Raw genomic sequence first — 14,640 nt, 5'->3', positions numbered from 1 at the left:
TCGCGGGTTCGAGTCCCGTCCACTCCGCCACTTATTAGAAAGCCTAGTCGAAAGACTAGGCTTTTGTCGTTTATGGCGTATAGTTTCCCTTTCAGGGAAGTCGAGTTATACCAATCTAAGTAAAAATATGATCTAATTGAGGCCGTCCAACAATAGAACTGATTCGCTATGGATAGCCTCAATAATATCGACTTTAAAAAGCTCGCAAGCCAGCAGAAATCCATCCAGATGAAAATGAGACTGCTGGCCCTCGCTCATTTCAAAGATGGGCACTCACGCACACAAATCGCCAAGTTTCTCAAGGTAAGCCGAACCAGTGTCAATAAGTGGGTTCAGGCCTTTCTTGAAGAAGGGCTGGAAGGACTGCAAGAAAAGCCAAGAACAGGAAGACCACCATTCTTAACTTCCGAGCAAAAAGAGCAATTGAGTCAATACATAAAAGATAAAGCCAATGATACACAAGGCGGACGACTGACTGGTGCCGACATCCACGCTTATATCGTGAAAGAATTTGGCCAGCACTACCACCCTGATTCTATCTATTACCTGCTCGACCACATGGGCTTTTCATGGATAACTTCCCGATCAAAACACCCCAAACAATCTCAGCAAACACAAGACGATTTTAAAAAAATCTAAAATCGAAACGATCCTTAAGATCCCAGGACATATAGCTTTAGAGTGTGTCGATGTCTGGTTTCAGGACGAAGCCAGATTTGGGCAACAAAACACGACCACACGTTTATGGGCTGAAAAAGGAACTCGCCCAAGAGCCGTGAAGCAACAACAATTTGTATGCCTATCTGTTCGGTTCCGTTTGTCCCAGTAAAGGAATTGGTGAGGCTATCGTTGTCCCTTGGGTTAGTAAAGACATTATGATAGAGCACTTAAAACAAATATCGGCAGTCACGGAGAAGGGACGTCACGCCGTCGTTGTTACGGATGGAGCAGGGTGGCATACAGAAGATATAACCATTGACTTTAAGAATGTCAGTGTCATCAAACTTCCACCCTATTCTCCAGAGCTAAACCCTATCGATCAAGTATGGAGTTGGTTGAGGCAACGCTATTTAGCCAACTAATCTTTTACTGATTACGACGATATCATCTCCAAAGTCTGCGATGCATGGAATCGTTTTTTGGATAGCTCCAAAAGAGTCACCAAAATGTGCTCGAGAAGATGGATAGACCTGACCAATTAATTTTCCAGATTGGTATTATTCTAGACCCTTGCAGAAATGCTAGGGTCTTTTGGTTTATGCTGAGTTAAGTTGTCATTCAACTAATGAGTCCCGTAGGAGGCTTGCCCTTAGCCTCTCCCCCACATGATGAGCAGACTTTTTCTGTATAAAGCATGGCATTCGTTTAAGGGAATAAGGAAAGGGAGCGTGTTCTATTGGGTTTAGTTCTGGTGAATATATAGGATAAAGACTGCGTTTTAGGTGAATGATATTTAAGAGTTTGTGGTGAATATCCCTTTATAAAAAAAGCAGTCATATGGCTGCTTTTTTACTTCAAGTCCGACTCTAAGATTCAAGCTGCTCTTTCGGCTCTTGCACTACGCTATGCTCTTTGGTTTCGGAGGCGGCTAAAGCGTTACGCTCTTCCTCCATCTTCTTTTCTTCTTCTTTGGCTTTTTCAATCATTGGTGTAATGGTTGAGCCTTGAATCAAAATAGAGAACACAACAACGGCGTAAGTCATTACTAGGATGATCTCTTTTACGTCGATCAACTTGTCTTGTACGACCCATATTCCTGAAGGGATAGAAAGTGCCATTGCAAGCGCTAAACCGCCACGCAGGCCACCCCAGGTCAGGATTTTTACTGACCAACGGTTATATGTTCTGTATCGCTTAAAGCCAATGTAGGAGAAAAATACACTAAGGTAACGTGATGCCAGTACTAGAGGCACGGCAATAGCCATCATGATCCAGTCTTCTTGGTGGAATTTGAACAGCAGCATCGACATACCGATTAAAAGGAACAGAACGCCATTTAGAAACTCATCGACTAATTCCCAGAAGTGGTCGAGGTGGTCTTCACTCTCTTTAGAGAAGCCGATAAAGCGTGTCCAGTTGCCAATCATAATCCCAGAGACAACCATCGCTAATGGGCCTGATACGTGAAGGTATTCCGCGAAAGCATAACCGGCTGTAGGAACACCAATAGTAAGTAGCAATTCCATTGAGTGGTCATTGGTCGCACTAATTAAGTAGTGGAACAGCAAGCCAAGTAGGAAACCATAAAAGATCCCCCCAATCGCTTCCTGGATAAAGAGCATCGTGACGCTGCCTACGGTCGGTGCTTCAGTGCCAAATGCGATAGTAAATAAGGTGACAAAAATAACCAGACCGAAGCCGTCATTGAACAATGACTCACCTTCAATTTGTGTCGAGATACGTTTTGGAGCATCTAATTTTTTCACAATGGCGAGAACGGCTATCGGGTCAGTTGGGGAGATCAATGAACCGAATAGTAGGCAGTAAATTAAGTCAAACTTAATTCCGATCAGTAAGCAGATTCCATATAGAGCAAAACCGATGAAGAATGTCGAAAACAGAGTGGCTGCGAGTGCTAATACTGTGATCTCCCACTTCTGATCTTTCAGGTTAGGTAGTTTAATACCTAAGCCGCCTGCAAATAGCAAAAATCCAAGGATACCTTTGAGCAAGAAGTCTTCGAAGTTTATTCTGGTTACTGTTTCTGTCGCTATCTCTGTGAGATGGAACCAGTTATTTTGACCAGCAATTAGGATGAGGAGAGAAAGTACCATTGAACCTGCGGTAATGGCGATGGTGGTTTGCATCTTTCCTATTTTGCTGTTTACAAAGGCTATTAGCATCGCAGCAGCGGAGAGAAAACATAAAGTATGATAGACCGACATTAGAACACTCTGTTTGTAACATTTTATGAATGGAATTCTCGGCTGATGCTGCTTAAATAGCAAACATTTTTTCGTGATTATTTGATAAGAGAATAGGTCGATAAAATAATCATGAAATCTGTATTTAGACGTCTAGACTCCTGAAGTTTGTGTGATAGGATGACAGCATAACGAAAGGAATGAGGCTGTACTGTGGGAACTAATGTAAGACAACAGATTGAAGCTCAATTGAAGCAACGTATTCTTCTGATTGATGGTGGTATGGGCACCATGATTCAGGGATACAAACTTGAAGAGCACGATTATCGAGGAGAACGCTTTGCGGACTGGCACAGTGATCTAAAGGGTAACAACGACTTGTTGGTACTTAGTCAGCCTCAATTGATCAAAGAAATACACAGCGCTTACCTCGAAGCTGGTGCTGATATCTTAGAAACCAACACCTTTAATGCGACCACTATCGCTATGGCTGACTACGATATGGAAAGCCTAAGTGAGGAGATCAACTTTGCAGCTGCTAAGTTAGCTCGTGAGGTGGCGGATGAATGGACGGCTAAAACACCGGAAAAGCCACGCTATGTAGCAGGTGTTCTGGGCCCTACAAACCGCACGTGTTCTATCTCTCCGGATGTAAACGATCCTGGTTACCGCAATGTGAGTTTTGATGAATTGGTCGAAGCTTACTCTGAATCTACTCGAGCCTTAATCAAAGGTGGTTCAGACTTAATTCTTATCGAAACAATATTTGATACCTTGAATGCTAAAGCGTGTGCGTTCGCTGTGGATTCAGTATTTGAAGAGCTTGGTATCGAGCTTCCTGTGATGATTTCTGGCACGATTACTGATGCCTCTGGCCGAACCTTATCAGGTCAAACGACGGAAGCCTTTTACAATTCATTACGCCACGTGAGGCCTATCTCATTTGGCTTAAACTGTGCGCTTGGCCCTGATGAACTGCGCCCATATGTCGAAGAACTTTCACGTATTTCTGAATCTTTCGTGTCTGCTCACCCTAATGCCGGGTTGCCAAATGCATTCGGCGAATATGACTTGTCTCCTGAAGATATGGCGAAGCATGTTAAAGAGTGGGCCGAAAGTGGATTCTTGAACTTGATTGGCGGCTGTTGTGGTACAACGCCTGAACATATCCGCCAAATGGCAGAAGCTGTTAATCAGGTTACTCCTCGTCAGTTACCAGAGCTTCAGGTCGCATGTCGTTTATCTGGCCTAGAGCCACTGACCATCGAGAAAGAATCCTTGTTTATCAACGTTGGTGAACGTACTAACGTAACGGGTTCAGCTCGCTTTAAGCGCTTAATCAAAGAAGAGTTATATGATGAAGCGCTCGATGTTGCTCGTCAGCAAGTCGAAAATGGCGCGCAAATCATCGATATCAACATGGATGAAGGTATGTTGGATGCAGAGGCATGTATGGTTCGATTCTTGAACCTTTGCGCTTCTGAGCCTGAAATCTCCAAAGTGCCGATCATGGTTGACTCTTCAAAGTGGGAAGTCATCGAAGCCGGCCTGAAATGTATTCAGGGTAAAGGTATCGTAAACTCGATTTCTCTAAAAGAAGGTAAAGAGAAGTTTGTCGAGCAGGCGAAACTGATTCGCCGCTATGGCGCCGCTGTTATCGTGATGGCATTCGATGAAGTAGGACAAGCAGATACCCGTGAGCGCAAAATTGAAATTTGTACCAATGCTTACCGTATCTTGGTTGATGAAGTTGGCTTCCCACCAGAAGATATTATCTTTGACCCAAATATTTTTGCAGTTGCAACAGGTATCGATGAGCACAACAACTACGCTGTCGATTTTATCGAAGCTGTTGGCGACATCAAACGTGACCTGCCACATGCGATGATATCTGGTGGTGTGTCTAACGTGTCGTTCTCTTTCCGTGGCAATAACTACGTTCGTGAAGCGATTCATGCCGTGTTCCTTTACCACTGTTTCAAAAACGGTATGGATATGGGTATCGTTAACGCTGGTCAGTTGGAGATCTACGATAACGTCCCTGAAAAGCTGCGCGAAGCGGTAGAAGACGTCGTGCTTAACCGTCGTAACGATGCTACCGAAAGGCTTTTGGATATCGCTTCAGAATACGCCGATAAAGGTGTGGGTAAAGAGGAAGATGCTTCTGCACTGGAGTGGAGAACTTGGCCAGTCGAAAAGCGTTTAGAACATGCTCTAGTTAAAGGCATTACCGAGTTTATCGTTGAAGACACTGAAGAAGCTCGTGTTAATGCTTCTAAACCATTAGAGGTCATCGAAGGCCCATTGATGGATGGCATGAACGTGGTCGGTGACTTGTTTGGTGAAGGTAAAATGTTCCTGCCTCAGGTTGTTAAGTCGGCGCGTGTAATGAAACAGGCGGTTGCTCACTTAGAACCATTTATCGACGCAGAGAAGCAGGTCGGCCAGACCAACGGTAAGATCTTGCTCGCGACGGTAAAAGGCGATGTACACGATATCGGTAAAAATATCGTTGGTGTTGTCCTGCAGTGTAATAACTACGAGATCATTGACCTTGGCGTTATGGTGCCATGTGAAAAGATCCTAAAAGTCGCCAAAGAAGAGAACGTCGATATTATCGGTCTGTCGGGGCTGATTACACCATCATTAGATGAGATGGTTCATGTAGCTAAAGAGATGGAGCGTCTTGACTTTGATCTGCCATTGCTGATTGGTGGCGCGACAACGTCGAAAGCGCATACTGCGGTTAAAATTGAACAGAACTACAAACATCCGGTCGTTTACGTCAACAATGCTTCACGTGCCGTAGGTGTTTGTACGTCACTATTGTCTGATGAACGTCGTCCTGATTTCGTCGAAAAATTAAATGCCGATTACGAGCGTGTTCGTGATCAACACAACCGTAAAAAGCCACGAACCAAGCCAGTTACTCTGGAAGAAGCTCGCGCAAACAAAGTGGCAATTGACTGGGAGGCGTATACACCTCCAGCACCAAAGCAGTCGGGCATTCATATTTTCGACGATTTTGATGTCGCGACCTTACGTAAGTACATCGACTGGACTCCATTCTTTATGACCTGGTCTTTGGTTGGAAAATACCCGACCATTTTCGATCACGAAGAAGTGGGTGAAGAAGCGAAGCGTTTGTTCCATGATGCGAATGAGCTACTTGATCGCGTTGAAAGCGAAGGCCTGATGCAAGCGCGAGGCATGTGTGGCTTGTTCCCAGCAGCGAGTGTGGGTGACGATATTGAAGTGTACACTGATGAATCGCGTACAGAAGTCGCGAAAGTCCTGTGTAACCTTCGCCAGCAAACTGAGAAACCAAAAGGCTTTAACTACTGCTTGTCGGATTATGTCGCACCAAAAGACTCGGGTAAGCACGACTGGATTGGTGCGTTTGCGGTAACCGGTGGTATTGGTGAGCGTGAACTTGCGGATGAGTATAAGGCTAAGGGTGATGATTATAATGCCATTATGATCCAAGCGGTGGCCGATCGTCTGGCAGAAGCTTTTGCTGAATATCTGCATGAGCGTGTTCGTAAAGAAATCTGGGGTTATGCTGAAGATGAGAATTTATCTAACGATGAGCTAATCCGTGAAAAATACCAAGGTATTCGACCTGCGCCTGGCTACCCAGCATGTCCAGAGCATACGGAAAAAGGACCGTTATGGGATCTTCTGAACGTAGAAGAGAATATCGGCATGTCTTTGACGTCTAGCTATGCTATGTACCCTGGAGCCTCAGTGTCTGGTTGGTACTTCTCTCATCCGGACTCTCGCTACTTTGCGATCGCTCAGATCCAGGAAGATCAGTTAGAAAGCTATGCTGAACGTAAAGGTTGGGACAGGCTTGAAGCAGAAAAATGGTTAGGTCCGAATATTAACGGCTAATCCAACGGAAAGAGAAAGGGCTGCCATTAGGCAGCCCTTTTTATATTGTGAGATGAACAGAGTTTACTTTTCAAATAGCTCAGCATGCAGTTTTTGAATCGCCTGTTGCGATTCTGACTTGTGCAGTAGGAAGCACAAGTTATGCGGGCTCGCACCGTAGCAAATCATACGCAGGTTAAAGTCTTCTAGCGTGCCGAATACTTGTTTGGCGTATCCTTTGCTACCGCTCATGTTGTTTCCGATAAGAGCCACCAAGCATAGGTCGTGCTCTACTTCCACTTTACACAACTCTTCTAGCTCTTCTCTTACGGCTTGAGGTAGTTGTGGTGCACCACCAGAGGTGTCTGTTTGGTCTAGGGTTAACGAAACACTGATTTCTGAAGTGGTAATCAGGTCCACTGAAATTTTGTGTTTAGCCAGAATCTCGAACACTTTAGCCAGGAAGCCGTATGCATGGAACATGCTTGCACTACGTAGAGTGACCATGGTTTGGTTGCAACGCAATGCAAGAGCTCGGTATAGCGGCGAGCTTTCTACTTGGTGACGAATCCATGTGCCACCTGCTTCTGGATCTTTAGAAGAGCCAACAAACACTGGAATGTCGTGGCGCAAAGCGGGAACGAGTGTAGAAGGGTGGAGGATCTTAGCACCAAAGTTTGCCATTTCTGACGCTTCGCTAAAGCTGATCTCAGGAATTGGAGACGCTTTTGGCGCAATACGTGGGTCTGTTGTGTAGATGCCCGGAACATCAGTCCAGATTTCTAAGCCAGAAGCTTTAACGCCTTCAGCAATCAGTGCAGCACTGTAGTCACTGCCACCACGACCTAATGTGGTTGTGTTGCCTTCTTCGTCTGAGCCGATGAAGCCTTGAGTGATGACTACTGACTCCTGACATAGAGGGACTAACTTTTCTTGTGCCAGCTGAGAAATCGCTTCGACATTTGGCTCAGCACGTCCGAAGTTATCGTCGGTTCTTAGCACATCACGAATATCAAAACGCACCGCATTGATACCACGCTCTCTCATCAGTTGAGCCAAAATGTGCGTCGACATTAACTCACCACACGCAACTAAATGGTCTGTCAGTTTAGAGCTAGCTTGGATAGAAGCCGCTTCTGCAAGGCTGGTTACCGTATCAAGGATAGCGTAAACCTCTGCGCTTGCTTCTACTACATCTCTTAGCTGACCAAGGATGTCATCATGAATTTCTGCTAGCTTACGTAGCAACTCGGCACGCTGTTCTTGATCCTGAACACCATTGGCCAGTTCTACCAATAAGTTCGTTACACCAGAGCAAGCGCTGCTAACGACAAGGCGAGTATTTGGATTGTTTTCAATAATGGCGGCACAACGGCTCATTGCCTCGAAATTGGCAACACTGGTTCCACCGAATTTTGCTACGTTAAATGCGCTCACTGAGTTCTCCCACGACTTCTTAAACTAATATATCCGATATTTAGTGAGGAAAGGAACAGAGCAAAAAGAGAGGTATTTAGAATGATATTTGAAATATGTACCCTCAGAAGCTCTTCATCAGACAATGCTGATGACAGTTGATGGGACTCAACCCACGTCAACCGACAAGTCAAACCCTGCAAATTTGACTTACCTCGGCACTACTCCCCCTGAATAATTCGTATTGGAATTGCGGTTCCACAAATTATCTACCTGGGTAGTGCTCCTCTTCCACATAAAGCTCAAACATTGAACGGTTTTGGCGTCACAAAGTCAATGAATATTTCAACTATTCCAAGATTTTTTATTAGTGAAATTGTGACAGTGGTTTGAACTCAATACCTACGGCTAATTGCCGAGCACTATAAAATCCATTAGTGTGAGTTCTTTGATGCCCGAGACTTATTCAAAATTCTAAAAACTATTGTCCGCGCTCGGGTTAAGTAACGTCAAACAAGGAGCTCACATGCCGATCCAAAGCTTTATTCCCCCTCACCGTATCCTAATGGGACCAGGTCCTTCAGATATCTATCCGCAAGTGCTGCAAGCGCTTAGCCGCCCAACCGTTGGTCACTTGGACCCTCTGTTTATCGCAATGATGGATGAGCTGAAACAACTGCTAAAGTACGCGTTCCAGACAGAAAACGACTTTACCATTGCCGTTTCTGCTCCAGGTAGTGCGGGTATGGAGGCATGTTTTGTTAATCTTATCGAGAAAGGTGACAAAGTTATCGTATGCCGAAATGGTGTTTTTGGTGAGCGCATGCGTGAAAACGTTGTTCGTGCTGGTGGTGAAGTTGTCTTGGTTGATGACGAGTGGGGCGCGCCAGTCTCTGTCGATAAAGTCGAACAAGCACTGCAGCAGCATCCTGACACAAAGATTTTAGCATTTGTTCACGCGGAAACATCGACAGGTGCGGTCAGCGATGCTCAAGCTTTGGGTAAGTTAGCCAAGCAACACAATGCGCTCTCTATTGTCGACGCAGTTACGTCTTTAGGTGGGGTTCCGTTAAAAGTAGATGAATGGCAACTGGATGCGGTGTACTCAGGTAGCCAAAAATGTTTGTCGTGCGTACCTGGCTTGTCTCCGGTGACATTCTCTCAGGCTGCCATTGATAAGATTCAATCGAGAACAACACCAGTACAAAGCTGGTTCCTTGATCAAAGCTTAGTGCTTGGTTACTGGAGTGGAGAGGGTAAGCGCAGCTACCATCATACCGCACCAGTGAATAGCCTGTATGCTTTGCATGAAGCGTTATTGATTCTGCAAAATGAAGGTTTGGAAAATGCTTGGGCTCGTCACCAATTGATGCATGAAAAACTAAAAGAAGGTCTACAAAAGCTCGGTTTTGAGTTTGTTGTTGAAGAAGCACATCGCCTGCCTCAATTAAATGCTATTTATGTACCGGAAGGTATTGATGAAGAGAAGGTTCGAGCTCACTTGCTGGAAACCTATAATCTGGAAATTGGTGCAGGTCTTGGCGCATTGGCTGGCAAAGCATGGCGTATCGGCTTGATGGGCTACGCAGCTCGTCCAGAAAACGTTGCGCTATGTTTGAAAGCGCTGGAAGAGTCGCTGACAGAGTAGTGACACCTAAAGTAAAAAAGCGAAGGTTATCCTTCGCTTTTTTTCGTTTATTTACTGCTCGTCTGACTGCTTAGGTGAAGCAGATTGAGCTTGTGATGGTGGTTGGTAATTTACTTTACTGAAATCCACCCGAGGAAATAAGAACTGCGCCTCTGCCCGAATTTGCTCGGCTTTACTGCCATCGTCTAGTCCCTGGTAAGCCAGGATCAAATTGTTATAGAAAGCAGGGCGTGGCTTATCTTTAATGATATTTAGTGACCAATCGATATAAGGCTGAATCAAGCTTGGGTCTTGTGTTTGCAACCCGCTAGTTAGAAAGGTGCTGTACACATCCCAGTCGAATCTATCTTTCCAAACCACTGGGTTGCTGACTTGATTAAGAATGTCTGGGTTTGTCGGGCGTGTGGTTTCAAATTTCGTTAGTATGTAGTTGGTATGTAAGGCACTCACCATGTAGAACGTAAACACAGCAGGCAGAGCCAAGCTTACGATGTGCAGCAAGCTTTTCGTGATTTTTGTAAAGCCGCCTTGGCGATAACGCGCAACTCGCTGATCCACCCAATATATTAAAATGATAAAGATTACCCAATGCACTAACGAGTGATAAAACGGGTATTCGAGCTGCGAGTGCAGAACAATGGGTATAAACAATGCCAGTAAGGCTAAACGTGTCCCGCGCTTGGCCTGATAGATTCTGTGCAGCACTAATGTCATGGCCAAGAAGATACCTATAATTGGCAGTAACCCACCTTCTACGGCCCAGTACAATAATTCATTGTGCGGGTGATCCATTGCAGGCAATCCCGCAGGATATTTCTCATTTAACGAATGTTGGCGAGCGGTATAAATCATGTACTCCGACTCAAACTTTCCGTAACCATAGCCGGTGAACGGTTTTTCAATCACCATATCTACCGTTTGCGGGAAAGTGTAAGCGCGAGCCGATTCCATGTTGACTTTCTCGGCGGCTAACCCGTTACCTTGTGGGAAAGCGATTTGCATGACCACTACTGATAACAACAGCCCGGCTGCGAGTGAAATCACCCAATGCGTAAAGCGCCGCTTGGTATTGTAGCGGTACATGTATGGGATAATCAGAAGGACTGCAAACAGAGATGCCAGCCAACCTGTTCGTGATGCAAGCGCAACGATCAAAGGGATAGTTAAAACGGGCACCGCATAAAGTAAATAGACATCACTGAGCTTACGATCGTACTTGTATGGCTGACGTGCCAGTAAGTAGCTGGCAATGACTAAGCCAGTTGCGAGAAAGCTGGCCATGACATTGGGTTGCTGAAAGATGCCGTATGGACGGTTAGCAATGGTGTTGTATCCGAAAGGGTTTCCGGGTTTTAAGTAGAGATATTGCGTCAGACCGAAAATAGCCTCTATTACCACCGCTAACACGATAAACCACAAGATTCGTTGACGATGCTTATTGCTGAAATGGAATTGCTGCAATACAACGAAAAACACTAAACCACTCCACAGGCCAATGAGTTTATTTGCAGCTAAGTAACTGTTTGCATTTGGGTAAAAAATCGGGATGGTCATAATGATGACACTGATAAACAACCCGATAGTTAATTTTGAATATCTTAATGCCTGATTACGGGCAATTTGATAGCAGCCAATCCCTAACGCAAAGCTAAACGCTATCCAAGATGTCGCATTGAAGGATAAAGCCAACCCTGAACCACCTGGATTTGGCATGAAAAAGTGCATCGCCAGCACAAACAGTACTGCCAAAGAGAGGAGAAACTTGCGATTGAGAGGAACCTGAGTTTTTCCCGGAGAAAGCCTTGTTCCACTTACATGTATAGTTGCCATAGACATTGCGTTGTTTTGAATGAAAAAAGACCAGCAATGGCTGGTCTTTGTACTTTACCTGTTTTTTCTATTTCAACATAGGACTAAGGAAGCGAGCCGTATGTGAACCTTCGATCAAGGACACATCTTCTGGCGTTCCTTGAGCAATGATCTCACCACCGCCTTGGCCTCCTTCTGGGCCGAGATCGATAATCCAGTCCGCCGTTTTGATTACGTCCAGGTTGTGCTCAATGACCACGACCGTGTTGCCGTGATCACGCAGACGGTGCAGTACCGATAATAACTGCTGGATGTCATGGAAGTGCAGACCAGTAGTAGGCTCATCCAGAATATAGAGCGTTTTGCCAGTATCGCGCTTTGATAGCTCTCTGGCCAATTTTACGCGTTGTGCTTCACCGCCGGACAGGGTTGTTGCCGCTTGACCAAGGCGAATATAAGACAGGCCTACATCCATTAAAGTTTGCAGTTTACGTGCAATGACAGGTACGGGTTCAAAAAACTCGCGCGCGTCTTCTACCGTCATCTCCAACACTTCATCAATCGTTTTACCTTTGTAGCGAACTTCTAAGGTTTCACGGTTGTATCGCTTACCCTTACACACATCACAAGGAACATAGACATCCGGCAGGAAGTGCATTTCGACTTTGATTACGCCATCGCCCTGACATGCCTCACAACGACCGCCTCGAACGTTAAAACTAAAGCGCCCTGGCTTGTATCCGCGTGAGCGAGATTCTTGCGTACCAGCAAACAATTCGCGAATTGGAGTAAAAATGCCAGTGTACGTTGCCGGGTTAGAGCGAGGTGTACGACCAATTGGACTTTGATCGATGTCGATGACTTTATCAAAGTGTTCCAGACCTTTTATCGACTTATAAGGCGATGGATGTGCGGTCGTGGCTCCATTGAGTTGCGTATGAGCAATCTTGAAGAAAGTATCATTAATCAGCGTTGATTTACCGGAACCAGAAACGCCGGTAATACAACTAAACAAACCCACTGGCACTGACAAGTTAACGTTTTTCAGGTTATTACCCGTTGCACCAATAAGCTCGACGGTTTTTTTAGGATCGCGAGGTGTGCGCTCTTTCGGTACAGCAATCTCTTTTACACCACTCAGATACTGACCCGTTAGTGAATTAGGGTTGGCGATGATCTCCGCCATTGTGCCTTCTGCTACGACGTTGCCACCATGAACGCCAGCGCCAGGACCAATATCGATCACATGGTCTGCACAGCGAATGGCATCTTCATCGTGTTCCACAACTAAAACAGTATTACCCAGATCGCGCAGGTGAGTCAGTGTTTTTAGCAGACGTTCATTATCTCGCTGGTGGAGGCCAATCGATGGCTCATCAAGTACATACATTACCCCAACTAAGCCCGCACCAATTTGGCTTGCTAATCGAATACGCTGCGCCTCACCGCCAGACAGGGTTTCAGCACTGCGAGATAAGTTGAGGTAATTTAGCCCCACATTCACCAAAAATTGCAGGCGGTCATTAATTTCTTTCATGACCTTTTCAGCAATCTGTGCACGCTGACCTTCCAGTTTAAGCGTTTGGAAGAAGCTCAGGGCATCCGCAATGCTCAGTTCTACGATCTCTGGGAGTGTGGTGTCGGCAATAAACACATTACGCGCTTCAAGACGCAGACGTGTACCGCCACAACTTGAACAAGATTTAGTTGAGATATATTTGGCTAATTCTTCACGAACAGAGTTGGACTCCGTGTCTCGATAACGACGCTCGAGCGTGTTCAGAATGCCTTCAAATGGATGACGTTTAACTCGAATGTCACCACGATCATTGATGTACTTAAACTCAATTTCCGTGCGGCCAGAACCCTTTAATATGATCTCTTGCGTCTTCTTCGGCAGAGAATTAAACGGAGCATGAAGATCAAAGCCATAGTGATCCGCAATTGAGGTGAGCATCTGGAAGTAGTAATAGTTCTTTTGATCCCAGCCACGGATAGCACCTTGTGCCAGACTCAATGAATCATCCTGAATGACTCGGCTTGGATCAAAATATTGCTGCACACCCAAACCATCACAAGTACCACAAGCTCCCGCAGGGTTATTGAATGAAAACAGGCGAGGCTCTAATTCCTGCATGCTGTAGCCACATTTAGGACAAGCAAAGTTTGCAGAGAAGATGATTTCTTCACCGTCACCATCCATTGGCGCGACAACAGCAATACCGCCAGACAACTCCAGTGTGGTCTCGAAAGATTCTGCTAAACGTTGTTGCAGATCCGGACGAACTTTAAAACGATCGACGACGACTTCGATCGTGTGTTTTTTGTGTAATTCAAGTGTTGGTGGATCGGAAAGATCGCAAGTTTCACCGTCAATACGAGCACGGATAAATCCCTGTGCTGCCAGGTTTTCTAACGTCTTTACGTGCTCACCCTTACGCTCTTTAACGATGGGTGCCAGTAGCATCATTTTACTGCCTTCAGGCAATTCCAATACTTTATCCACCATTTGGCTGATGGTTTGGGCAGCAAGAGGTGTGTGGTGGGTCGGACAGCGAGGTTCACCGACACGGGCGTAAAGCAGACGTAAGTAGTCATAGACCTCGGTAATCGTACCTACCGTTGAGCGTGGGTTATGAGAAGTCGACTTCTGTTCGATAGAAATAGCTGGTGACAAGCCTTCAATATGATCGACATCGGGCTTTTCCATAAGAGACAAAAACTGACGCGCATAAGCCGAAAGAGACTCAACATAACGTCGTTGACCTTCCGCATATAAGGTGTCGAAAGCGAGGGAAGACTTACCGGAGCCACTTAATCCAGTAATAACTGTCAGTTTATCGCGAGGGATAGTCAGGTTGATATTTTTAAGGTTATGGGTTCGGGCACCGCGAACTTCTATTTTATCCATCGTATTTGCTCTATGTATAACCAAGTTGGGCAAGTATTACATAGTGTGAGAAATGTGCAAAGGAATACTGGACAAAAAAACAGTAAACAAAAGCCCAGCATTTGAGCTGGGCTTAATCA

General features: G+C 45.4%; 6 protein-coding genes, 1 pseudogene and 1 riboswitch. Of the genes and pseudogenes, 3 read left to right on the top strand and 4 right to left on the bottom strand.

The annotated features are described in order from the left end of the window. Positions 1 to 168 precede the first annotated feature (168 nt). Positions 169 to 1,202, top strand: a pseudogene (locus V1U08_RS20655) (IS630 family transposase). Positions 1,203 to 1,526: 324 nt separating this feature from the next. Here V1U08_RS20655 and V1U08_RS20650 read toward each other — a convergent pair. Beyond that, positions 1,527 to 2,885 (bottom strand): cation:proton antiporter, encoded by a 1,359-nt coding sequence (locus tag V1U08_RS20650; protein WP_024372849.1) that lies wholly within the window; start codon positions 2,883 to 2,885, stop codon positions 1,527 to 1,529. A gap of 192 nt (positions 2,886 to 3,077) precedes the next feature. Here V1U08_RS20650 and metH point away from each other — a divergent pair, with 192 nt between their 5' ends. Continuing rightward, on the top strand, positions 3,078 to 6,758 hold the full coding sequence (metH, locus tag V1U08_RS20645) for a methionine synthase (protein WP_065297440.1): 3,681 nt from the start codon (positions 3,078 to 3,080) through the stop codon (positions 6,756 to 6,758). 63 nt (positions 6,759 to 6,821) lie between these two features. On the opposite strand, the gene lysC is transcribed toward metH, so the two are convergent. Beyond that, positions 6,822 to 8,174, bottom strand: a complete 1,353-nt coding sequence (gene lysC, locus V1U08_RS20640; RefSeq protein WP_330471352.1) for a lysine-sensitive aspartokinase 3 — start codon at positions 8,172 to 8,174, stop codon at positions 6,822 to 6,824. Between the two features lie 99 nt (positions 8,175 to 8,273). Next, positions 8,274 to 8,452, bottom strand: a riboswitch (Lysine riboswitch). Positions 8,453 to 8,679: 227 nt separating this feature from the next. Between lysC and V1U08_RS20635 the strand changes: the two genes are divergently transcribed. Next, positions 8,680 to 9,801, top strand: coding sequence for a pyridoxal-phosphate-dependent aminotransferase family protein (locus V1U08_RS20635; RefSeq protein WP_330471351.1), 1,122 nt, complete (start codon positions 8,680 to 8,682; stop codon positions 9,799 to 9,801). A gap of 51 nt (positions 9,802 to 9,852) precedes the next feature. On the opposite strand, the gene V1U08_RS20630 is transcribed toward V1U08_RS20635, so the two are convergent. Next, entirely contained in the window at positions 9,853 to 11,631 is a 1,779-nt protein-coding gene (locus tag V1U08_RS20630) for a PglL family O-oligosaccharyltransferase (protein ID WP_330471350.1), read from the bottom strand. A 67-nt stretch (positions 11,632 to 11,698) separates the two neighbouring features. Further along, entirely contained in the window at positions 11,699 to 14,521 is a 2,823-nt protein-coding gene (gene uvrA / locus V1U08_RS20625; protein ID WP_330471349.1) for an excinuclease ABC subunit UvrA, read from the bottom strand. Between the last annotated feature and the right edge of the window lie 119 nt (positions 14,522 to 14,640).

Source organism: Vibrio sp. YYF0003, from assembly GCF_036350715.1.
GTDB classification, from domain to species: Bacteria; Pseudomonadota; Gammaproteobacteria; order Enterobacterales; family Vibrionaceae; genus Vibrio; species Vibrio natriegens.
Note: the sequence above shows the minus strand (reverse complement) of the source record. Positions and strands in the feature narration are given on the sequence as shown.

Coding starts and splice junctions, on each gene's coding strand:
- uvrA (WP_330471349.1), bottom strand. CDS start 14,521: ATGGATAAAATAGAAGTTCGCGGTGCCCGAACCCATAACCTTAAAAAT.
- V1U08_RS20630 (WP_330471350.1), bottom strand. CDS start 11,631: ATGGCAACTATACATGTAAGTGGAACAAGGCTTTCTCCGGGAAAAACT.
- V1U08_RS20635 (WP_330471351.1), top strand. CDS start 8,680: ATGCCGATCCAAAGCTTTATTCCCCCTCACCGTATCCTAATGGGACCA.
- V1U08_RS20650 (WP_024372849.1), bottom strand. CDS start 2,885: ATGTCGGTCTATCATACTTTATGTTTTCTCTCCGCTGCTGCGATGCTA.